Origin of the sequence: Bacillus sp. Brlt_9 (assembly GCF_051948935.1) — a bacterium.
Taxonomy (GTDB): domain Bacteria; phylum Bacillota; class Bacilli; order Bacillales; family Bacillaceae_G; genus Bacillus_A.
Window position 1 is genome coordinate 90,790 of record NZ_JAYJLO010000010.1, and the last position, 21,246, is coordinate 112,035.

Below are 21,246 nucleotides of genomic sequence, written 5' to 3' on the forward strand. Positions count from 1 at the left end.
ACATTATTTCTGTTTCATTAAAACCTCCATCATATAATCAAAGGATCCTTCTTTCGCTCCAACAGATACTTCCATCATTTTAATATAAGCTTTAGCTCTCCTCATCATTTCTTCCGGTTTCCATTGGAATAACCCATCATCAAATATGACTTGCGCTGAGGATAGTAATAGTTCAATCGTTTCTTGTGGGTATGAAGTTGAAAATATCCCCTCCTCAATTCCTTGTTCTAAAACTTCCGTTAATACAGGAGATAAATGAATAATAGATTGTACTAAACTTTTTTGATGCATTTCTGCATTATTTGGTTGATGAAATTGCTCAATCATTTTATCTTTTACATCCCCTGATTTTGGCGATTGCTCCATTAAAACTCGAAATAACTTTTCTAACACTGGTATATTTGGATTAGAGACGATTACTTTCGCTTTAGCAACATCTTCTTTAATAATCCTCATAATAATTTCATCCATTACCTCTTCTTTCGACTTAAAATAATGATAAAATGTCCCCTTTGCTATCCCTATCTCTTTTAAAATGTCATTTACTGTTGTTTTCGTATAACCTTTCGTAATAAATAAACGTTCAGCCGTTTCTAAAATTTCTTTTCTTCGCTCCTCATACTCCTTTACAATTCGCATTCATGTTCTCCTTCCCACCAGACCGACTGTCGGTCTATTTAAATTATATGTTTAGTTAGTAAAAAGTTTCCTATTATTGTATATATACAACATCATTCTTTCTATTTCCTTTATGAATTTTATTTTTTAACGTCCTTTCAATTTGTTTTAAGCGCAACGCCTGTTTCTTATCGCGCCTTTCATTTTAGAAAAAAACGATGCCTCCGCTTGATCCTGTTCTTCTTGATTCTTCAACCAGACGTACAATGCTTTATATGTTTTCAGCTCTTTCACCACAAGAATACGTATCTCCTTTTTCATCAATGGCTTCAAAAAATGACAATTGATTCATACGATACGTTTCCCCTCTGTTCGATCTATTTATGAATGGATTATTTTGTTGAGTCCCAATATGCAATATTGTACATTTCGCACTTTATATATATAAATTATTAATAAGGGTGATTTATATGAGCAAGTTCCAAAATAAGATGATTAAATATTTGCAAACATTTTGGGGATGCTTAGCATTTGGTGTATTAATGTTTGCTATCTTCTTAATTATGGATTTAACAGATGCATCTTTAAATACATTAAGCTGGAGAGACTGGCTAGGTTCTGTAGCAGGCGCAGCCATTTTATCTGTTGGGATGTTTACTTTAAATAAATTGGATTTAAAATAAATATTCGGTCAATACTGAATGTAGGCTGTATGCCAACATTCATGTAAAGTAGTCTTCTCTGTATCTCCTTGTATTGAGCAGTTAGCTTTTGCTAGCTGCTCTTTTATTTCGTTCCAGTTCTTACCTCTTAAAGAACTCTTTAACTACGTTTTCCCAATAAATACACATATCTATTCCCCTTTGCTATAAAATGAAATCTTTATTTTGTTATACGCTTCCATTCGTTCCATATGTATTCTCCCTTTCTCAACTATTAACCAGACAAGCATATATTATTGTATGGAGGAATCCACTCATAAAAATCTACCTTTCTTGTCAAAGAGCATGCTTATATGTATGTTCCTTTTTATTATGTTTCCTTTCATTTCTAAATAGCATTTTCAACTCTATTCATACTATTTTTTCAACTTTAGGTTACAAACTATTTCTGTAAGCGTAGTATCTCCTTTGTACAATAGGCAATTAGTGTTACCCATAACAGTACACTTCTGCACTATTCACTATAAATTTTCATATATTGTATTGTGCTTGTCCAAAACGTGAGGTTGTTACTCACGCAATCTAAATGAAAGAAAGGAATGAAAATATGCGATCATCTAGTCGTAAGCTCACAAACTTTAATTGTAGAGCACAAGCCCCCAGTACACTACCAGCTCTCGGTTTTGCTTTTAATGCTACTTCACCTCAATTTGCCACACTATTCACGCCACTACTACTACCTAGTACGGGCCCAAATCCAAACATTACTGTCCCTGTAATCAATGATACAATTAGTACAGGAACTGGTATTAGAATTCAAGTAGCTGGTATTTATCAAATCAGTTATACATTAACAATCAGCCTCGATAATGTTCCAGTAGCCCCGGAAGCAGCGCGCTTTTTCTTAACACTAAACTCATCAACTAATATTATTGCAGGATCAGGAACCGCAGTCCGTTCTAATATTATTGGCACTGGTGAAGTAGATGTATCCAGCGGTGTCATTCTAATAAACTTAAACCCTGGTGATTTAATTCAAATTGTACCCGTTGAAGTAATTGGTACAGTAGATATTCGTTCTGCCGCTTTAACAGTTGCACAAATTCGTTAATAAAAACAATATGCTTGGCTAATTAACATTTAATATTCCTTATACACCCCAAAATATATGTTATAGATTTGACACACATTTATATCAAACAAGCATATTTTATTGTATGGTGACTATGTAGTCACACAAATCTAAAGCGTTCATAAGAGCACACTTATATGTGTGCTTTATTTTTTATGAAAATCAAGCTTTAATATAGCTATTCTGTTTTACTTTATACTCATCACTCTTTTGAACATTTACCTTTTTATTGTTATATTTGCTCATTCTTTTTCTACTTTGTTTTACTAATTAGTTGATCAATTTCGCAAACACCATTTATTAAACATTCCATGTTTCTTCACCCCCTGAATATTTTCCAAATAAAAATACATACTATTTTCAAGCCACCGTGTCCACGGCTAATACTTCTTTCTTTTGTTACCGCAGAAGCAGGTAGGTCCTTCACTTATCTACTTCTGCGGTATATTTTTTTAGAAATCGAAAATAATACCAACAAGCTGTTCGAACTAGCAGCTTCACTCTTCTCGTAATGGGGATGCAATTTATCACAATTAGCTAACTCATTGAACTCACTGGCAGACAACAAAAATCGTTGTCTGCTTTTTGTATGAGATTTTTCATTTTACATATACTACTTTTGAACCTGCATACCAATACGAGCCATTTTGGTGCTTGGGATTTCCCTTCCGGGGATAAGTATTTTTTACTTATCCCTTTTTTTTGTATAGACACTTATATTTAGGGTAAAACTAATTACAAGCAGATTTTCTGTTTATGCGTAGTTCTAAACAAGATTACTTTTTCTCCTATTAAAGGACAGCAGGTACGACTGCTAGTCCTTTTTTCTTATATCACTTTCCATTCTGGTAGTTTCACACTACATTACCTTCATCGTCGTAAGTAAGCAATTTCCCAATAAGAATGGCAGTTGTGCTTCTCGAGTTCCTCATCGAACAAAACTAACAAATTAGTTTTTCAGTTTCCAACGTTCGTACCCCCATACGAGTTAATTCCTTCATAAACTTCTCTTGTTCCATTTCGATAATTGCGGAATGTGTAATGAAAATACTCGCTCACTTAAATACCTTTTCTTTCAACCAAAGTGGTCTACTGAAATAGTAGACATTATAAGTTCTGTTCTCTTTTTACTGTAGCATAACATTCCCGTATCGTTTGAATGTGTTATAAATTTCTTTCACCAAATCATCCAATTCTTTATTAGCAAAAGATATTTTCGTATCGTTATACCAATTGATTTTTTCATAATTCGTATCATCATCAGAGGAGCTAGTACGAATTGCTTTCTCTCGATTTTTTTTCGATTAAATATTGTCCACACGTAAGTTGCACTTGTTCTTGAATTACGACATGGTTGTAATACCCTTGTTCTACTGGTTTTGGGTTATAAAATTTCCTTTATAAGTTTTAAATACGGTGAATGAAATTTTTGTTTTTTCTTGCTATCATCCTTGTTCTATACAAACAAAAAAAGAGCCACAATATTTTGCGACTCTTTACAATTATAACTATTTAACGGCCACGTCTTTGCTGACCTTGCTTTGTACTACCTTTTTTATTACTTGGCTTATTAAATGATCGGTTGTTTTCATTTCTTGAACTATTTCTTGAATCACTTCTTGAGCCATTTCTCGAACCACGTCTTGAATCACCTCTTGAACCTTCACGGCTATCTCTTTGACGATATTGATCTGATTTCTTTGGGGCTGGCTTTGGTAGCGGTTTTCCATTTTCATCTACACGTTTTATCTTCGGTTGTTCGATTATTTCTCTTTTCAGTGGTGCACCAAGCGTTTTTTCAATTTCTTCTAAATGTTTTTCATCTTTCGCTGCAACGAACGTAATTGCAATACCTGATCCACCTGCACGTCCTGTCCGGCCAATGCGGTGAATATAACTTTCTACATCTTCAGGGATATCATAGTTAAATACGTGCGTTACACCATCTACATCAAGTCCACGAGCTGCTACATCCGTGGCGATTAAGTACTGAAGTTTAGCTTCGCGGAAACTCTTCATGACTCTTTCACGTTTCGCTTGAGGTATATCACCATGAAGTTCAGCACAATTATAACCTCTCCCTTTTAAATCATCATATAGCTTACTTGCTCTAACCTTTGTACGGCAGAAAATAACTGCTAAAAATGGCTGATCACGATCCATAACAAAACGAAGTGCATCTGGCTTTGCACGATCTGTTGTCTCAATGACACGCTGCTCAATTGTATTTACCGTTACTTCTTCACTTTGTACTTGAACCATTTGCGGTTCATCCATATAACGCTTCGCCAATTTTTTAATATCTTTTGGCATCGTTGCTGAGAATAACATCGTTTGTTTACTACCAGGTGTCTCATCTAAAATATCTTCAATATCATATAAGAAACCGAAATAAAGCATTTGATCCGCTTCATCTAGTACAATCGTTGAAAGATTACTTAAATCAATTGTTTCACGACGTATATGATCTAATAAGCGTCCTGGTGTCGCAACAACAATATGTGTATTACCTTTTAACTTTCTCAATTGTTGTGCTACATCTTGACCGCCATAAATCGCTAGTACATTAATATCTTCTCTTTGAACAAGCATTTTTTTAATTTCAGTTGTAATTTGCAGTGCTAGTTCCCTTGTTGGCGCAACAATTAAAGCCTGAACATCACTAGACTCTGGATCGATTTTTTCTAAAATCGGTAACACGAATGCTAACGTTTTACCCGTTCCTGTTTTCGCCTGCCCAATAATGTCTTTACCTGACATAATAACAGGAATTGCCTGCTCTTGAATTGGTGTTGCTTCTGTAATTCCATTTTCACGTAATGTATGATTAAAAGTTTCACTAATTCCTAATTCTAAAAAGTTTTTCAAATAGACCACTTCTTTTCCTTATTTTTCACATTAGCTTTCATTGTACCATTTGTTTCGCCAAATATGAAAAATAAAAAAATTCTTATCTTCTTTTTTTATATTCATCGTGTACTAGTTGGACAAATTCTTTTTGTTTTTTCTCGGAATTTATTAATGCTTCCATGTTAGTAGTAGACAAAATGAACTTTTTAATTTTTCTATTACTCCAAATTAATTTCGTATACTTTGTATCTTCATGTAACTTTCGAAACCAATCAAATTCACTTAACTTTGCAATATGATGTTTTAATTTCATATCATTTCGTGGATAAAATATAATTATGTCCATTATTAGATCAAATAATAAACTCATCTTCTCTCCTCCTATACATATATATTTCAATGTTACGGGAATATAGTTATAGGGTGATAAAATTGACCACTACATTCATAAAAATTTTTTGCATATTTATCTTATTATATTTTCAATCCACCACAATTATTATGGCGAAACCTCAAACAGATGTAATCAGTGAATTCAAACATGCCTTACTCAAAAATGATAAAAAATTAATGCAGTCATATGTAACAGAAGGAGTTGAACTACCTACTTTCCAAAAGGAAAAACCTGTTCATGAAATTAAAATAGTACCATCTCCAAAAGAAGATACTACAATTCTTATTTCTTATTTTAAAGGCACTAATGATGAATTTACTATCGGTTTCATTTTAGAAATAGTAACAAAAAATAATAAAATATCTCAAATGAATCAAATTTATGATGGCAATCCACTTATGAAAGAGGCTACTATCGTAAAAGAATATGAAATAAAGTGTAAGGAACATATACTTACTCCTACAAAATTCCCGTTCGAAATTCACGAATTTCAAGGGTACATCTATAACGATTACTTAAACCTCCAATACTACAATGAAGATATTAATGGGATTTTTAAAATCACTGTTTCACCAGTTCAAAACAAATTAGGCTTCTATGTACATAGGGGAGCTAAGTTCTACAGCTTAAAAAATAATATAAAAGCATTATATAATCCTCATTTTGATTCAGCATATGAGCTCCTCTTTCAGAAAAATGGTTTTCAATACACAATTGCAATTGGTAACAAACGCTATATAAAAGGCAAATATAACGTAAAGGATTTAATTCAAATTGCAGAATCTATGAATTAAAAAAACCGATCTTTTCGATATTGGGAAAGATCGGTTTTTATTATTTTATATATTGAATTTCCCTCCATGATAGCAATAATACTTTATAGCTTTAAGGTCTTTAATCCTCTTTAAAGACTCTTCCGCTTTTTCTATATCTAAACAAAAATCCGGATTAGCTATTACTAACTCACGATTATCTTGAACGGCTGCATCCCCTGTAATTACACTATCTAAGTCCGGAAAATATAATGAAATATGCCCCGAAGTATGTCCTGGTGTTGATACTATTTGACATTCATTATTCAAAATCATTTGTCCATCATATACTTTTTCATCGACGGAAATATGTTTTATATTTTTTAACTGTTGTATAAACCATTTACCAAATTCTTTTTCTTCATTTGGCATACGTTCTAACATTTCTTCAGCTTGAACTAGTCTCTCCGATTTTATTTCACCATTAATGTAGTTAGATTCAACTTCACTAGCAATAATATTAATGTGAGGATATTTCACTTTGAAATCATATAAAGATCCTATATGATCATCATCATAATGGGTAATAATTATATTTTTTAAGTTTTTCATCTCATATCCATGTTTTAATATTGCATTTTCAATTAAAGGTAAAAAACTTGGATATCCTGTATCGACTAACGTTAATTCATTATGTAATATAATTAAACTTGGATAAATACATTGTTTTTGCCCGTTAAATTCGAATTCAATTGGTAGTTCTATTATTTTCATTTTTCTTCCCCCATACCGCTTATAACATGCATAATAATAACTAAATCATACACATACATTTTACTATACATATCAAAAAATAATTTGAATCCAAATATCCACTTAGTTCAAATTCATGTTTAATGCATAATTTCTATATACCAAAGAAAAAAGCATTCGTTATGGATACTTCCTTATCTTACCTGCTCAACTACATAAATCAAATTGGGTCTATCCGAAACCTGATATGTATAGTCTTCATTTTTATGCATATATGTTTCTATCCTATTTATCACTTCAAACATCCTGTCTGAATTCGCACTGAAACGAGATACTGAATCACATAAAACTATTGACCCTTTCTTATAAAAATTAATAATTTCATAAATATCTCGTTCTAAACAAACTTCCCCTACTTGCAAATCCTCTTTCGCTTCATAGTTATAAATCCCCATTCTCATCTTCCCCCTCAAATTGTATTTTTTTCTTACGACATCCCCTTGTTATATAAATAATACCACGATAAAATCACAAAACTCAAACTCATCAGATTTATCTGAGAAAACAAAAAACCATCACCGAAGCGAAAACCTTCAAGAAGATGGGAGAACAGCGAGGGAAAAATACTTCAAAACAAAGTAACACCTAAAATGCTAGATGAAGTGGCTAATCGTGCAATTAATACAAGAATCCCATTAGAAGCTTATGAATCACCAGCGAGTAAAAGGGGCTATTCAAGAATTACAAAAGTTCTCATCAATACATGTACCATTAGATTATTTAAAAGTAATTCAACATTGTACGCATACAGAGATTAATGTAAAAAATGAACTTTTCTACGCATTACCACCAAACGTTATCTGCGTAGTACCTTTACTTGGAACGAACACAGACACTGTAAGTCATTATATAACCAACATTCTATTATTTCGAACAGGTAATTCCCTATTTTTATGGAAATATACAATAAGAAAATCAATAAAATTGATTATTTACTCACTTCTTTGTCTATCCTTTTAAAAAATCTATGTTTTTGTAAAAGGAGTGTTTATATGGAGAAACAGACACTTTGGAAAAAATTCAAAAAAAGCTCAGCAAACCTCGGGAAATCAAGTGTATATGAAAGTATTATTTTATACTACACAATGAGAAAAAAAGGGTTACCTACTAAAGCGAAATTCATCATATTAGCCGCTTTATCTTATTACGTATTAACAATCGACTTCATTCCAGATATAGCTGCTATTATTGGGATTGGCTTATTAGATGATGTTTTAGCAATCGCTATAGCGCATAAATTTGTAATGCGCCATGCAGATGCTGAAATTCGAGAAAAGAGTAAAATAAAAATGGAGTCATTATTTACTTCAGCTCAGGCATAATTAAAAAGAGCTAAGATCAATCCTCTTAGCTCCTCATTCTTAACACTATTTTTAAAAATACTATTTCACTTCATTAGCTACAAAGAATTGCTCACAAACGCTGGAAATGCGCTGCAAGTCTACGTTTCCACCAGATATAACCGCGACTACTTTCTTCCCTTTAATATATGGATCCACTTTCCCCGCAAGTAGAGCAGCAGTAGCTAATGCGCCAGCACCTTCTACAACAGCTTTACCACGTTGTAATAAGTCTTTCATCGCTACTTCTAATTCACCTTCTGATACCGTTACGATATCATCTACTAATTCTTTTACTACTTCAAAAGTTAAATCGCCAGGTATTTTAACTGCGCAGCCATCTGCTATTGTAGGTGCCTCATAATGTTCTACAATTGTACCTTTGTCATAAGATGCCTTCATCCCATGAACATTGTCTGCTTGGACACCAATTATATTAATGGATGGATTAAAAGATTTTAATGCAACAGCAATACCAGAAATAATTCCACCTCCGCCAATTGGTACAATGACAGTATCAACATCCCACATATCATCAAGAATGTCCAAACCGATTGTACCTTGACCAGCCATTACCTCTACATCATCATATGGATGTAAGTATGTTTCACCTGTTTCCTTAATAATCTCCTCACATTTTGCCTTCGCATCATCAAAAGTTTCACCATATAAAATCACTTCTGATCCATATCCTCTAGTTGCTTCAACTTTCGCCTGAGGTGCAGAAATTGGCATAACAATTTTACTCTTAATACTAAGTAAATGAGCAGATAATGCAATTCCTTGTGCATGATTTCCAGCAGAACAAGCAATTACTCCTCTCTCTTTTTCCTGATCTGTTAGCTGTGACATTTTATTAAATGCACCACGGAATTTAAAAGAACCCGTTAATTGCATATTTTCTAATTTCAAGTGAATTTCTCCGCCCGTTTTACTAGTCAAATAAAAAGATTTTACTAATGGCGTTTTACGGGCATTTCTGTCTAAAATGTTTTGAGCTTTTTTAATGTCTGCTATATGTAATGGTAGTTTTTTAGTTATCATACTAACACCTCTTCTAATGTTCTATTCCTAAGTTTTCGTAAGTCGCAGCTCCTTTATACGAAACCATCTACGTTAAAGGCAATTCTTTATATATGAACCCCGCTCTGTAATACACACATTTGCAAACAATTCAACATCCTCTTCATATCACGCTCTTTATAATGATTCAGGCATGCAATTTGGATCCAGTTATTCTTTTGTAAATACGCTGATTCATAATGGACGATATATCCTTGTAACGCTAACGCATCTCCTACTGCTTTAGAAGAGAGACCTTCGCTTAATACAATAGTAAGTATAATTGGCGCGGCATGTTCTTTAGGTGAAACAAGTTTTAACCCTATACTAGTAATAGCTTCTTCCATATAATCATATGTTTCTTTAATTTTCACATATACTTTTTCATCCTCAAATCTCTTCAATGCTTCTTGCAAAGCATAAATTAAATTCCATGAATGAGAATATGGAATGCTTTCATTTTCTTCGTACATACCAATGTCCATATAGGCTGGTAATGCCTCATTTACTTTCACATTGTGATTATGAAAAACAAAAGATACTCCAGTAAACGATTTAATTGCCTTTCCACTAACACCGCTTGCAAAATATACACCCTTTAAATCTATCGGTATCGCTCCAATTGAACTGATACAATCTACACATAGTTTTACTTTATACTTTTTACATAAAACATTTAGCTCGTCTAGATCATTTAACATTCCGGTTGATGTTTCATGGTGAACGAACCAAAGCCATTCATAATTACCCGTTCCCAAAATTTGTTCTAACTCTGTATAAATAAATGGTTCTCCCATTTCTTTTTTATACGTATCAAAATGTAATTGCGCACGAGCTGCATGTCCAACTAATCTATTACCAAATTCCCCATTTGTTAATACTAGTCCTTCCCCTTTTAAAGAACGTAACTGTAAAGCAATGGCATCATTCGCTAACGTCCCTGTTCCTAACATGATCTGCACACGTCTTACTTTTGTCATTTGCAGTAAACGTTTTTTCACATTTTCCATCGTCACTTGAAATGACTTAGAACGATGTGAAATAGGCTTATTAGAAAATGCCTTTCGAACATTGTCTTCAATATCTACTGGACCAGGTAAAAACGTATACTCTTTCGTCATAATACCCCCAACACTCGATGCTTCAAACATAGCAGGAGTAACATACATTGGCTGGAAAGCTGCTTCTTCTGTACCGACTAACGTATGGAAAGATTTGAATCCCATTTGCTCATATAAAGGTAGTTCACGTGTTGTAGCAGAAATGAGTGCCAATTCATATCCATTTAGAAGCAAATAACGATGTAAAAAGCGAATTAAACCTAACAATGCTCTTCCATTTCGATATTCACGTTCTACTGAAAGTAAACGAATTTCATATACGTTTTCTCCATGTTCTTGCAAATACAAATCTAGATTTGTAATTTTATAGTCTAACGAGAATGGTCGTTTTCCTCGCAACGCAACCATACCTACTAACTTATCGTCATCTAAACAAATTAAATATGTATTTTCTTCATGAAAACGATCTATACGAACACGATCTTTCGATTCTTCATGTTGCGGAATTTCTTCTACAAATGTTTTATAATTTAATCTATGTATATGTTCAAATTCCCAAGCTTGATCAGCAACTTTATAAATTAACCCCATGTCGTATCTCCTTTATGTATTTAATAAAAATTATAAGTGGAGCTTAACTCCACTCATTAAAAATTCATTTCATTCTCGATTTACATATAAAATAAGTACAATGATAAGAGCACTTAAAATAGTCGTAACAATAGAATAAGAATACAAAATCATGCACACTGGTAAACAAGCGATTGTAATTAAACCTGGCTTCGTAAATCCTTTAAAGATTAAATAAAAAATAATAAAAACAGCAACAAGAGTAAGCGCTATCAAATAATCAAATGCGATTAATCCTCCAATAAATGTTGATATACCTTTTCCACCCTTGCCTTTAAATACAATTGGGTAAATATGTCCAAGTAAAACAGCCAGTAAAGCTAACATTACAAATGTAGAATCTTCAAAAAGGTATTTTGCAATAGAAACTACAATCGCCCCTTTAATTGCATCACCTAAAAATGTAGCGACGAAATATCCTTTTCCATATACGCGCCCCATATTTCTTGCACCAGGATTTCCGCTTCCTTCATCCCGAATATCAACGTTATGTCTCCATTTCGTTACTATATAAGCGGTCAATATGTTTCCAAATAAATAAGAAACCACCAAATACAAAAACTGCATACTATTAATCATGTAATCATTCACTTTCTACATGGGAATACATATACAATATTCAAGAACTATATATATCGTACTTTTTTATCTACATCCCTTCATACATTTTAACATCATATATTTACAAATCATACAAAAATTCTCATACATTTATACTTTAAAATATTTATTTTTCATTAAATAGTATGTTCCTTTCGCCGCTAGTTCTGATTGTGGTACAAATGTAATATCTCCCATACTTTTCTCACAGCATCTCTTAAATTCAGCATATATTTCAGGAACGAAACGCAAAATGCTGCCACTTATTGCAATTGAAGTTGTTACATCAAACTGCATTTTATTGTAAATATTCACCGTAATTCTCGTTAATTCCTTAGCCGCTTGCACTATAATTTCATGTGCATCATCATTCCCATTTCTCGCTTCCTCAATAATGAATGGTGCAATTGCTGCCACTTTATCTTTTGAAGAACTATAAACTAGTCTTTTTATATGAGACGACGTCAAAAGTTGAAACTCATCTTGAATCCTTATGCTTAATGGGCAAAGTGTAACCCCTTGATCAAATTGCTTTGCCATCCTCTTTAAACCTTGTAACGCAATCCAATACCCACTTCCTTCATCCCCTAAAATATGTCCCCATCCACCGCTATACTCGTACACTTCTCCTTTCTTTCCAATACAAATTGCGCCTGTACCGCCAATTGTTAAAATTCCATCTTTCCCTTTTAAGGTAGCTGCTTGTGCGATCATTGCGTCATTAAATATTTCAATTGGTGTTCCATACTTCTTTTTTAAACGTACTGTTAATTCATTTGTATTTGCTCCACTTACACCCGCTAATCCTAAACAAATGCAAACGCAATGCTCATTTAATAATCCTTTTTGACATTGATCAATTGCTTCCATAATATGAAAAAGAGCTTCTTCAAAATTTATTAATATATTCCCAAAACCACTTGTAGCTATTACAAGTTCGTTTCCGTCTTTATCAAATGCAATTGCTTCAGTCTTTGTTCCCCCGCCATCTACTCCAATCATATATTTCATATATTCCGCCCCATTCATTTCAAATTGGAGGGAATGTTATATTCCCTAGAACTACAGATAGCTTAGCACCAGTTGCGCTCGGCACATTACTCGGATTACGATGATACGTTTCATTTGCTAAAATGGCAAAGGCGATAGCTTCCTTCGCTTCTGAAGAATAACCTATATCTTCTTGAAGGAATAATGTACATTTTTCTTCTTTCAATCCATGCCGTATCATTCCTACAAGTGTATCATTATAACTTCCGCCACCACCTAGAATTACCTCATCGATTTCATAATACGGCAGAATAAACTCCTTATAATGATAAACAATCGAACTTGCAGTAAACATCGTAACAGTCGTCAATATATTTTCTTTACTATGCTTTTCAAACCGCTTCAATAACTCACTGACAAATTCTTCTCCAAACTGTTCTCTACCAGTTGATTTCGGTGGATTCATTTTCAAAAATGGATGGTTCATACAATATGTTAACACCTCTTCTACAACTACTCCCTGTTTTGCAATCTTACCATTTTGATCATATGACAACTGAAATAATCTTTGACATACTTCATCCATTATCATATTCCCTGGACCAGTATCAAAAGCTATAACGCTCTTCTTACTTAGTTTACTTGGTATAACGGTAACATTACCGATCCCGCCAATATTTTGTAGTAGTCTATTTTTAGTTTGGTGGCGATACAAAATAATCTCTGAATATGGTACAAGTGGTGCACCTTGTCCCCCTGCTGCCATGTCCATCGTTCGAAAATTCGAAATAACTGTCGTATTCGTTTCATACGCTATAACTGCTGGTTCTCCAATTTGTAATGTAGAAGGAATCATACAACCATCTTGCTTTGGCTGATGATAAATCGTTTGTCCGTGAGAACCTATTAAATCTAATTGTTTCAAAGGAAAATTGACATCTTTACAAACTTCCTTTACAGCATTGGCAAAACATAAACCGAGTTTGAAATTTAAACTACATATGAGTTGGACATTTGAATTTTCTATTGATAATGCTTGTTGTATTTCATTTTTCATATCATTACAAAATGGAACTGTAGTAAAATGGATGAGTTCGACCTTAGACTCTACACCACTCCCTTCTATATGAACGAGCGCTACATCTATTCCATCTAATGAAGTACCGGACATAATCCCAGCAATATACATAACGACCTCCCCTTTACTAAAAAACAATGATGTAAGTTACGAACGTACAACCGACCGAAAATAATATAAATCTAAAAAACAACTGAGTTTTTGATGCAAACGATCCATCAATAAAAGAAACAACTACTGTAAGCAAAATACTTGCTGCGATGCTTGTAACAAGCCACACACTATGCATTTGTGATAGATTTAGCATTCTTAATAAAGGTACAAAAAGGAAATTCGCACATATCACTCCAAACAGCAATAAAAATACACCTTTATAGCTAAATTTTATATTCATCCCATCTCACCCTCTCTGAATTTCATGTGAAAGAAGTGATAGGCAAAATACCTATCACTCATACATACAGTATAAAACTTATGAATTAACAGATTCTCCGTCCCCATTCTTTTCAATTTCAAGCATATTTTTGTCGTACATTTTAAAAAATGGTAGATAAATAAGGAATGATATTGCTATATTTATTAAAACTAATACAACTGCACGCCAATCTCCTCCTGTAGCTAAATATGCACCAATTGGAGCTGGCAAGGTCCAAGGCGGCATAATATGTGTTGGCGTTACAAATCCCATTGCAGTTGCAGAATAAGCTATAGTAGCTGTTACTAGCGGTGTAATAACGAAAGGAATAATTAAAATGGGATTCAATACAATCGGTAAACCGAAAATAACTGGTTCATTAATATTAAAAATGCCAGGCACTATACAAGTTCTTGATAGTGCTTTCGAATATTTTGATCGTCCAAATACAATCATAGCTAACACAAGTCCTAACGTTGCGCCCGAACCACCAATCCAAATAAACCATTGATAAAACGGCTCTGGTGCAATGAATGGAAAATGACTTGCCCCACTTGCTACTGCTTCACCGTTCTTCCCTAAATACACATCCCAAAGCGGCCTTGCGACAGTACCTACAACAGATACACCGTGTATTCCGAAAGACCAGAAAAATGTAATTAAAAATACAGGGATGATAACACCAAAGTAACTATCACCGGCTTTAACTAACGGTGCTGCTAATTTATCCACAACGTAATGTACATCCACTTTAAAAACAACCGTAATAAGACTCATAATTATAATAACGAAAGCCGCAGGTATAAGTGCTTCAAATGAACGCGCTACTGATGGTGGTACTTGTTCTGGCATTTTGATCGTTACGTTTTTCTTCTTACAAAACCTTAAAATCTCCACTGATAAAATAGAAACAATCATCGTCACAAATAATCCATGACCTCCGAGATTTGTCATCGGAAGCATAAACCCTTTTTTATCAATTAATTCAGGCGTTAATGTTAATAGTAATGAACATACTGCAAGCTGTGCCCCTGATAAAGCATCTAGCTTATAACTTTTCGCTAAATTATATCCTATTCCAAATGCTATATATAAAGACATAATAAACATCGTTAAACGATATGGTATTAATATACTCGTTTGATTTTTTAACGCCCAAACAGATATGAAACTATCTTTCGGTAATGGTGGAAATGCTAGGATTAAAAAGAAACTTCCTACAATAATAAATGGTAACGCAGAAATAACTCCATCACGAATTGCTTGTAAATGCCTCTGTTCAGAAAGCCTTGCCATCGGTCCAGATAAATTTTTATCAAGAAACGTGACAAACTTATTCATAACGCTTCCCCCTAACTAATTAAATCATTTACAGTTTTTAACAAAGTCGGTCCACCAAGCGGCGTGTATGCTTGCGGCGGTATGATACCGCATGGGATAGATTCCTCTTCTGCAAATTTTTTAACAGAATCAAATCTATGTCTGATTTGAGGTGCAACCATTACAACGTCCCAGCCATTTTTTACTTCTTCCTCTACCTCACTTGTTCCAATTGCATGGACTTCCATGTTTACACCTTTTTTCTCCGCTTCCTTTTTTAAAGCGTTTACAACTATTGCACTGGACATTCCTCCAGAACAAACGAACAATACTTTCATTTATTAATCCTCCTATACTTATAATTTATTCCCCTTCAAATGAAAGGAAGTTTCACTTTACTAACAAGCATATGAAGTAATGAAACGATTTAGTTATAATGAAAGTAAATTTCAATAAAAATATTTTTCCTATTAAATTAATGTTTCAATATTTATTTTCTCAATTGCAAGGTCAACCCCACCTCAGATAATATATTAGATAATCATATGATAGGGAGGCGTATAAATGATCGTTAAACGTATATTAATGATATGTTGTATCGTCATCTTTTTTATTCCTTTCATGTCCCCTCATTCAACTTATGCTGAAGTAAATACTACGTACAAAAAACATGAATTACGTGCTGTATGGATTGCATCTGTTCTTAATATTGATTGGCCCTCAAAAACTGGCTTACCTATTGAAAAGCAAAAACAAGAGTTTATTAGATTATTAGACGATGTAAAAAACACTGGTATGAATGCAGTCGTTGTACAAATAAAACCAACCGCTGATGCTTTTTATCCTTCTAATTATGGTCCTTGGTCTGAATACATTACAGGCACACAAGGAAAAGATCCTGGATACGACCCGCTCGCATTTATGATTGAAGAAGCACATAAAAGAAATATAGAATTCCACGCATGGATTAACCCATACCGAATAACGATGAATCATACTGATATAAATCGATTATCAGACAATCACCCTGCAAGACAACATCCCGATTGGGTTGTATCATATGGCGGAAAATTATATTACAACCCTGGAATTCCAGAAGTGAAAAAATTTATAACAGAAGGTGCTTTAGAAATCGTACAAAATTACGATATTGATGCGATACATATGGATGATTATTTTTATCCGTATAAAGTAGTTGGTGAAGAATTCCCTGATCGAAAAACGTACGAAACGTATAATAACGGTAGATTTACAAATATAGAGGATTGGCGACGTGACAATGTAAATGAACTTGTCAAAGGTTTAAATACTGCTATTAAACAAGAAAAATCATACGTAAAGTTTGGCATAAGTCCGTTTGGTGTATGGCGAAATATAGCCGACGATCCGACTGGTTCTAACACAACCGCAGGTCAAAGAAACTATGATGACCTTTACGCTGATACACGTGAGTGGATACAAAAAGGATATATAGATTACATTACACCGCAAATTTACTGGAATATTGGTTTCACACCAGCTGCATATGACATATTAATAGATTGGTGGGTAAAAGAAACAAATAATAAACCGATTCACCTATACATCGGTCAGGCGGCCTATAAAATTAATAATAACTCTGTCCCTGCTTGGTCTGATCCAGAAGAATACCCAAAACAAATTGGATTAAATCGGTTATATCCTGAAATAAAAGGTAGTATGCATTTTAGCTTAAAAGATATGAATAAAAATCCACTTGGAGTTAAAGATAGACTCGCAAATGACATATATAAACACCCTGCACTAATCCCCCCTATGCCTTGGCTTGATCATGATCCACCTAAACAACCGACTTTAAAAGGTGCGATTCCACGAGATGAAGGTATTGCTGTAGGTATCATTGACAATAGAGAGAATGACTCTGCTTATTACGCCATTTACCGTGTGAATGGAAAAAATGAAGTGGATATACAAAACCCAAAAAATTTACTTACTACTGTAAGAAAAACAAAACTTGGAGAGATTTATGTAGATAAAACGGCTATTTCTGGAGAAACGTATACGTATGTAGTAACTGCAGTTGATCGATTGCATAATGAAAGCGTTGCTTCTAGTAAAACTACAGTTAAAGCAAAATAACAGCTAATAAAAAAACGCCTTAAAAGCCCAGTATTATAGCTTTAAGGCGCCTTTTTTATTTATTCTTAAACTTCTCAGTCGCTGCTCTCATCTTCACATTCAAATCGTGATCAATCGAGTCACGAATGTCTCGCTCAACTACTTCCATTTCTTTTTGGAAATTTTGCAAGTAGTTTTTTAATTCTTCTTCTTTTTCTGGTCGTTGTGAAGGTGGTAATTGTACGACTAACGATAGCATCGCTGTTAAATCTTTCATTAAAAACGTTTCAAGTTTATGTTGTTGCTCAAACATGCGTTGTTCTTGATAATACGGAAGAGCATTTAATACTGAAATTGTAATATCATCAACCGTTCGTTGTAATGAAGGATTTATTGAGCGTTTATACGCTTGAATTGTATTTAATGCATCTGGATATCGATCATAAAAATACAATTTATAAAACGATAAGTCTGTCGGTTTTACTGTTTGCTGCGTTTCTTGTCTTAAAAAATCTTTTACTTTCATCGCCGCTACATCAATATCTTCATTTGTAAGTTTTTTCGTTTTTTTTGCCATTACATGTACTTTTTTCTGTTTTTCTTTCGGTAACATTGAAAATACTTGCTCTCTAGTACGTTGCCCAGATGCACAGAAAAGAGTGTTTAATGTATGTTGTTCTTTCTTTCCTTCCGTACGAATCCAGCGATAAAAGAGTGGATGTTGTGTAAATTCTTGTAGAAATGGTAATGATTTATTCGATAACTTATCTAAAGAATCGTGTGCTCTTTTATATGGCTTCGCCCATGAAAAATACAGTTTACGTCCGAAATATACAACTAAAACAACGACAGTAAATGCGATTAAAAGCAATGTACCCAATAGTACTAATACGGTTTGAATGAAACTCATTTTTTCACCTCCTCTAAAAGTCTGCTATTTTCTTGGGCGCTGAATGAGTTTTTGTTTCATTTCATCATTAAATGTATCTAGTTCAATAACAAACTTCTTACTTGACTCGATAATACGTTCTGATGATTTTTCAGATGCTTCAATTGCAGCGAATACGTTTTGGAATGACTCGCGTAATTTATCCATGCTAATTGCAGGATTTTCAAGAAGTTTTGTTGTTTCTTCTGTATTTTGTTTTAATGCTTGAGAATTGCTTAATACCATTGATTCAATTGCTTCATTTGTCGCATTCACTGCATCAATTGTTTTACGTTGATTTGTTAATGCTAGTTGGATAGCAGCAGAAACTGTTACAACATTTTGCGTCATCGTAATGGCATTACGAATTGCCTCCGTTAACTTTTCATTATTTTTCTTAATAATGTCTACCGATGCGATAGATTGTAATAACACACTCTTCGCTTGCTGCATATTACGCGTACGCACTAAAATCTTTTCTAATGCATCATTAATTAATGGAATATCTCTTTGACGTTCTGGATTTTGTTTCTCAGCTTCCAGCATGCCAGCAAGTTTTTTCCCTAAGTATACTTGCTTATCAAGTGCGTGAATTTTATCGTGTGATTGCTCTTTAAGCATTTCAAGACCAACTGTATCTTCTTGTAAGTTGTCACGACCAATTAGAAGGGATCTTATAATCTCCTCAATTTGCTTATCTATAGATTGATATTTATGCACGTATGTTTCAAGTGGGTTTTTCTTGAATACTTTAAACATAATTTTCTTCATACCACTTGCTTTTAGTGAATTCGGATCAAGCTCTGATACCACTTTGCGTAATTCTAACAATGTATTTGGAATTTCTTCGTTCTTTCCATTCATCATCGCTGTAACAGGACGTTTTAATGCTGACAACGTTTGTCCTGCTGCTTGTTGCTCTTTATCCCCTAAATCTCCTAGCTGAGACAATACTTTTGATAAATCTGTATTTTGCTCGCTATTTAACTTTTGTACATAAAGATCAGCTTCTTTATTCAGTTCCTCTAATTCCGCATCTTTTATAACTGTATCAACCACTATTTCTACGTTATTATCTTTCACAATCGATACAGGTTCTTTTTTCTCGAGTTCAGTCAACAAAATCGCTCCTTTATTTATATGTGCGAATTTATATGCACTATATTTCATCTATTATATCGTATTTCATATTCATTCTGATTGCTTGAAATCGATTTATTTAGAAATGCCTGTTTATGCAGTCATTCCCTGTTTCTTACTATAAGTATACCTGTAATCAACATAATTTTCCTCAGACTTAAGACCTAGAGAACAACATGCTGAAGGCGGATTCTTCGTATGTTACGTATATAAAGGATGTTCTTCCTATACTACTGTACTCAATCTTTTGACATACACCCTTTTTCAATGTGATAATTATATTACGCTTTATCTTATTTCTTCTTGCGCGCTACAAATGCTCCGTTTTGAAATGCTAATAACACCGTTTCAAACATTTCATCTTCTTCAATCATTTTTCTAAACTCGGCTAATTCACTTGCATGAGAAGTTGCATTATCAACAACAAGAATACCTTTTGGTTGTAAAATGCGTTTTATATGCTCAAGCCACCACATGTATTGCGTACGCTCTGAATCTAGGAAAATAAAATCAAATGAACGATCTAGTTGCGCATCTAAAAATGCCCCTGCTTCTTGATTATGAACATCAATCCTTTTTATAAGGTTCGCCTTTTCAAAATTAACAAGTGCCTCTCCAACTCGTTCTGAAGAAAGCTCTACAGTTGTTACATTTCCATTTGTTTCTTCTACCGCGTTAGCTAACCACAATGTAGAATAACCATTAGAAGTTCCAATTTCTAAGATGTTTTTTGCGCTACACCCTTTTGCTAAAATTGATAAAAACTGCCCCATCTCACGAGAAATATTCCGTAATTTTTCTTCCCTTGTTTTTTTATTTCGATCATGCTCTTCTCCATATTGTTCAAGTTGAAATAATAATGAATCTAACGTATCCATTCTTTTCATCGCCTTTCCAAAGCAATATGATGAAAAAGCTCTTGCTGCCCGTCTACTTTCATTATATGCGAAACGAAAATCTTTTTCTCGTTATACGACAAAGATTTAAATTTTTTTATAGCATATTGTTTCGTTTTTTGGTAAAGTTAATTTCTACGTGCAATTATTCCATTCATACTATTTTTAATTCAATTGCAGTTATTAAATCATATAAACCCCAATTAAATGAATCGGTATTTCAAATTCAATTAAGCGCCCTTTCCGGACGCATTTTCTTTTGTTTATATATTTCTAGAAGAAAGGATGCTTACAATGAACGTGATTAGCTTAGATGCTGCTCGAAAGCGAAAACAGCATAAAAAATTAATGATTACTATACCGATTATTTCACGTATTTATGAAGAAGACGGGGAAATTAAATTTGAGGTAGCCGGCGAAAAAGATGTACCTCTTGAAATGTTAGAGAAATAATAAAAAAGACGCACT

At 33.6% G+C, this 21,246-nt stretch carries 22 protein-coding genes; 6 read left to right on the forward strand and 16 right to left on the reverse strand.

The genetic code is table 11. From position 1 onward, the window contains the following. Nucleotides 1-3: 3 nt before the first annotated feature. Entirely contained in the window at nt 4-639 is a 636-nt protein-coding gene (locus VF726_RS26690; RefSeq protein ID WP_440173219.1) for a TetR/AcrR family transcriptional regulator, read from the reverse strand. Between the two features lie 449 nt (nt 640-1,088). On the opposite strand from VF726_RS26690, the gene VF726_RS26695 reads away from it, so the two are divergent. Both VF726_RS26695 and exsF read left to right on the forward strand, forming a co-directional pair. Next, complete coding sequence (locus VF726_RS26695) at nt 1,089-1,301, forward strand: hypothetical protein (RefSeq protein WP_440173220.1); 213 nt, start codon at nt 1,089-1,091, stop codon at nt 1,299-1,301. Nucleotides 1,302-1,887: 586 nt separating this feature from the next. After that, the gene (gene exsF / locus VF726_RS26700) at nt 1,888-2,391 is read left to right on the forward strand and encodes an exosporium protein ExsF (RefSeq protein ID WP_001257912.1); all 504 of its coding nucleotides are present in this window, start codon (nt 1,888-1,890) and stop codon (nt 2,389-2,391) included. A gap of 1,533 nt (nt 2,392-3,924) precedes the next feature. Here the strand turns inward: exsF and VF726_RS26705 are convergent. Continuing rightward, on the reverse strand, nt 3,925-5,289 hold the full coding sequence (locus VF726_RS26705) for a DEAD/DEAH box helicase (RefSeq protein ID WP_440173222.1): 1,365 nt from the start codon (nt 5,287-5,289) through the stop codon (nt 3,925-3,927). 73 nt (nt 5,290-5,362) lie between these two features. Beyond that, nucleotides 5,363-5,632, reverse strand: coding sequence for a hypothetical protein (locus VF726_RS26710; protein ID WP_440173223.1), 270 nt, complete (start codon nt 5,630-5,632; stop codon nt 5,363-5,365). Nucleotides 5,633-5,661: 29 nt separating this feature from the next. Here VF726_RS26710 and VF726_RS26715 point away from each other — a divergent pair, with 29 nt between their 5' ends. Continuing rightward, complete coding sequence (locus VF726_RS26715) at nt 5,662-6,450, forward strand: hypothetical protein (RefSeq protein WP_440173224.1); 789 nt, start codon at nt 5,662-5,664, stop codon at nt 6,448-6,450. A 45-nt stretch (nt 6,451-6,495) separates the two neighbouring features. On the opposite strand, the gene VF726_RS26720 is transcribed toward VF726_RS26715, so the two are convergent. Both VF726_RS26720 and VF726_RS26725 read right to left on the reverse strand, forming a co-directional pair. Further along, nucleotides 6,496-7,182 carry an MBL fold metallo-hydrolase gene (locus VF726_RS26720; protein ID WP_440173225.1) on the reverse strand — a complete coding sequence of 229 codons (687 nt, stop codon included), beginning with the start codon at nt 7,180-7,182 and terminating at the stop codon, nt 6,496-6,498. A gap of 173 nt (nt 7,183-7,355) precedes the next feature. Beyond that, nucleotides 7,356-7,616, reverse strand: coding sequence for a hypothetical protein (locus tag VF726_RS26725; protein ID WP_071712235.1), 261 nt, complete (start codon nt 7,614-7,616; stop codon nt 7,356-7,358). Between the two features lie 597 nt (nt 7,617-8,213). Here VF726_RS26725 and VF726_RS26730 point away from each other — a divergent pair. Next, a complete protein-coding gene (locus VF726_RS26730; RefSeq protein ID WP_166705456.1) occupies nt 8,214-8,543 on the forward strand; it encodes a YkvA family protein in 330 nt (109 codons plus the stop codon). 60 nt (nt 8,544-8,603) lie between these two features. Here VF726_RS26730 and tdcB read toward each other — a convergent pair whose 3' ends face one another. The 8 genes from tdcB to VF726_RS26770 form a co-directional block, all read right to left on the reverse strand. Then, entirely contained in the window at nt 8,604-9,605 is a 1,002-nt protein-coding gene (tdcB, locus tag VF726_RS26735) for a bifunctional threonine ammonia-lyase/L-serine ammonia-lyase TdcB (RefSeq protein WP_440173227.1), read from the reverse strand. Between the two features lie 86 nt (nt 9,606-9,691). After that, nucleotides 9,692-11,275: an aminotransferase class V-fold PLP-dependent enzyme gene (locus VF726_RS26740; RefSeq protein WP_440173229.1), complete on the reverse strand. Its 1,584-nt coding sequence runs from the start codon at nt 11,273-11,275 to the stop codon at nt 9,692-9,694. A gap of 69 nt (nt 11,276-11,344) precedes the next feature. Next, nucleotides 11,345-11,893, reverse strand: coding sequence for a glycerol-3-phosphate 1-O-acyltransferase PlsY (gene plsY / locus VF726_RS26745; RefSeq protein WP_440173230.1), 549 nt, complete (start codon nt 11,891-11,893; stop codon nt 11,345-11,347). Between the two features lie 132 nt (nt 11,894-12,025). Continuing rightward, nucleotides 12,026-12,925 (reverse strand): BadF/BadG/BcrA/BcrD ATPase family protein, encoded by a 900-nt coding sequence (locus VF726_RS26750; RefSeq protein WP_440173231.1) that lies wholly within the window; start codon nt 12,923-12,925, stop codon nt 12,026-12,028. A gap of 19 nt (nt 12,926-12,944) precedes the next feature. Continuing rightward, entirely contained in the window at nt 12,945-14,093 is a 1,149-nt protein-coding gene (gene anmK, locus VF726_RS26755; RefSeq protein WP_440173233.1) for an anhydro-N-acetylmuramic acid kinase AnmK, read from the reverse strand. A 16-nt stretch (nt 14,094-14,109) separates the two neighbouring features. Beyond that, the gene (locus tag VF726_RS26760; protein WP_440173234.1) at nt 14,110-14,376 is read right to left on the reverse strand and encodes a hypothetical protein; all 267 of its coding nucleotides are present in this window, start codon (nt 14,374-14,376) and stop codon (nt 14,110-14,112) included. 78 nt (nt 14,377-14,454) lie between these two features. Then, nucleotides 14,455-15,738: a PTS sugar transporter subunit IIC gene (locus tag VF726_RS26765; protein WP_440173236.1), complete on the reverse strand. Its 1,284-nt coding sequence runs from the start codon at nt 15,736-15,738 to the stop codon at nt 14,455-14,457. Nucleotides 15,739-15,749: 11 nt separating this feature from the next. Continuing rightward, complete coding sequence (locus VF726_RS26770) at nt 15,750-16,055, reverse strand: PTS sugar transporter subunit IIB (RefSeq protein WP_440173238.1); 306 nt, start codon at nt 16,053-16,055, stop codon at nt 15,750-15,752. Between the two features lie 226 nt (nt 16,056-16,281). Here VF726_RS26770 and VF726_RS26775 point away from each other — a divergent pair, with 226 nt between their 5' ends. Then, complete coding sequence (locus VF726_RS26775; RefSeq protein ID WP_440173240.1) at nt 16,282-17,835, forward strand: glycoside hydrolase family 10 protein; 1,554 nt, start codon at nt 16,282-16,284, stop codon at nt 17,833-17,835. A gap of 55 nt (nt 17,836-17,890) precedes the next feature. Here the strand turns inward: VF726_RS26775 and VF726_RS26780 are convergent, their stop codons facing one another. The 3 genes from VF726_RS26780 to VF726_RS26790 all read right to left on the reverse strand — a co-directional run bounded on the left by VF726_RS26780 (nt 17,891) and on the right by VF726_RS26790 (nt 20,769). Then, entirely contained in the window at nt 17,891-18,724 is an 834-nt protein-coding gene (locus VF726_RS26780; RefSeq protein ID WP_440173242.1) for a DUF3974 domain-containing protein, read from the reverse strand. Nucleotides 18,725-18,748: 24 nt separating this feature from the next. Further along, nucleotides 18,749-19,861: a toxic anion resistance protein gene (locus tag VF726_RS26785; protein ID WP_141539182.1), complete on the reverse strand. Its 1,113-nt coding sequence runs from the start codon at nt 19,859-19,861 to the stop codon at nt 18,749-18,751. Nucleotides 19,862-20,175: 314 nt separating this feature from the next. Beyond that, nucleotides 20,176-20,769: an O-methyltransferase gene (locus VF726_RS26790; RefSeq protein WP_440173243.1), complete on the reverse strand. Its 594-nt coding sequence runs from the start codon at nt 20,767-20,769 to the stop codon at nt 20,176-20,178. 303 nt (nt 20,770-21,072) lie between these two features. Here VF726_RS26790 and VF726_RS26795 point away from each other — a divergent pair, with 303 nt between their 5' ends. Next, nucleotides 21,073-21,231 carry a hypothetical protein gene (locus VF726_RS26795; protein WP_001100983.1) on the forward strand — a complete coding sequence of 53 codons (159 nt, stop codon included), beginning with the start codon at nt 21,073-21,075 and terminating at the stop codon, nt 21,229-21,231. Nucleotides 21,232-21,246 lie beyond the last annotated feature (15 nt).

Excerpts from the sequence above, each read along its gene's own strand:
- VF726_RS26690 (WP_440173219.1), bottom strand. The coding sequence starts at position 639 with ATGCGAATTGTAAAGGAGTATGAGGAGCGAAGAAAAGAAATTTTAGAA.
- VF726_RS26695 (WP_440173220.1), top strand. The coding sequence starts at position 1,089 with ATGAGCAAGTTCCAAAATAAGATGATTAAATATTTGCAAACATTTTGG.
- exsF (WP_001257912.1), top strand. The coding sequence starts at position 1,888 with ATGCGATCATCTAGTCGTAAGCTCACAAACTTTAATTGTAGAGCACAA.
- VF726_RS26710 (WP_440173223.1), bottom strand. The coding sequence starts at position 5,632 with ATGAGTTTATTATTTGATCTAATAATGGACATAATTATATTTTATCCA.
- VF726_RS26715 (WP_440173224.1), top strand. The coding sequence starts at position 5,662 with ATGTTACGGGAATATAGTTATAGGGTGATAAAATTGACCACTACATTC.
- VF726_RS26720 (WP_440173225.1), bottom strand. The coding sequence starts at position 7,182 with ATGAAAATAATAGAACTACCAATTGAATTCGAATTTAACGGGCAAAAA.
- VF726_RS26725 (WP_071712235.1), bottom strand. The coding sequence starts at position 7,616 with ATGGGGATTTATAACTATGAAGCGAAAGAGGATTTGCAAGTAGGGGAA.
- VF726_RS26730 (WP_166705456.1), top strand. The coding sequence starts at position 8,214 with ATGGAGAAACAGACACTTTGGAAAAAATTCAAAAAAAGCTCAGCAAAC.
- tdcB (WP_440173227.1), bottom strand. The coding sequence starts at position 9,605 with ATGATAACTAAAAAACTACCATTACATATAGCAGACATTAAAAAAGCT.
- VF726_RS26740 (WP_440173229.1), bottom strand. The coding sequence starts at position 11,275 with ATGGGGTTAATTTATAAAGTTGCTGATCAAGCTTGGGAATTTGAACAT.
- plsY (WP_440173230.1), bottom strand. The coding sequence starts at position 11,893 with ATGATTAATAGTATGCAGTTTTTGTATTTGGTGGTTTCTTATTTATTT.
- VF726_RS26750 (WP_440173231.1), bottom strand. The coding sequence starts at position 12,925 with ATGAAATATATGATTGGAGTAGATGGCGGGGGAACAAAGACTGAAGCA.
- anmK (WP_440173233.1), bottom strand. The coding sequence starts at position 14,093 with ATGTATATTGCTGGGATTATGTCCGGTACTTCATTAGATGGAATAGAT.
- VF726_RS26760 (WP_440173234.1), bottom strand. The coding sequence starts at position 14,376 with ATGAATATAAAATTTAGCTATAAAGGTGTATTTTTATTGCTGTTTGGA.
- VF726_RS26765 (WP_440173236.1), bottom strand. The coding sequence starts at position 15,738 with ATGAATAAGTTTGTCACGTTTCTTGATAAAAATTTATCTGGACCGATG.
- VF726_RS26770 (WP_440173238.1), bottom strand. The coding sequence starts at position 16,055 with ATGAAAGTATTGTTCGTTTGTTCTGGAGGAATGTCCAGTGCAATAGTT.
- VF726_RS26775 (WP_440173240.1), top strand. The coding sequence starts at position 16,282 with ATGATCGTTAAACGTATATTAATGATATGTTGTATCGTCATCTTTTTT.
- VF726_RS26780 (WP_440173242.1), bottom strand. The coding sequence starts at position 18,724 with ATGAGTTTCATTCAAACCGTATTAGTACTATTGGGTACATTGCTTTTA.
- VF726_RS26790 (WP_440173243.1), bottom strand. The coding sequence starts at position 20,769 with ATGAAAAGAATGGATACGTTAGATTCATTATTATTTCAACTTGAACAA.
- VF726_RS26795 (WP_001100983.1), top strand. The coding sequence starts at position 21,073 with ATGAACGTGATTAGCTTAGATGCTGCTCGAAAGCGAAAACAGCATAAA.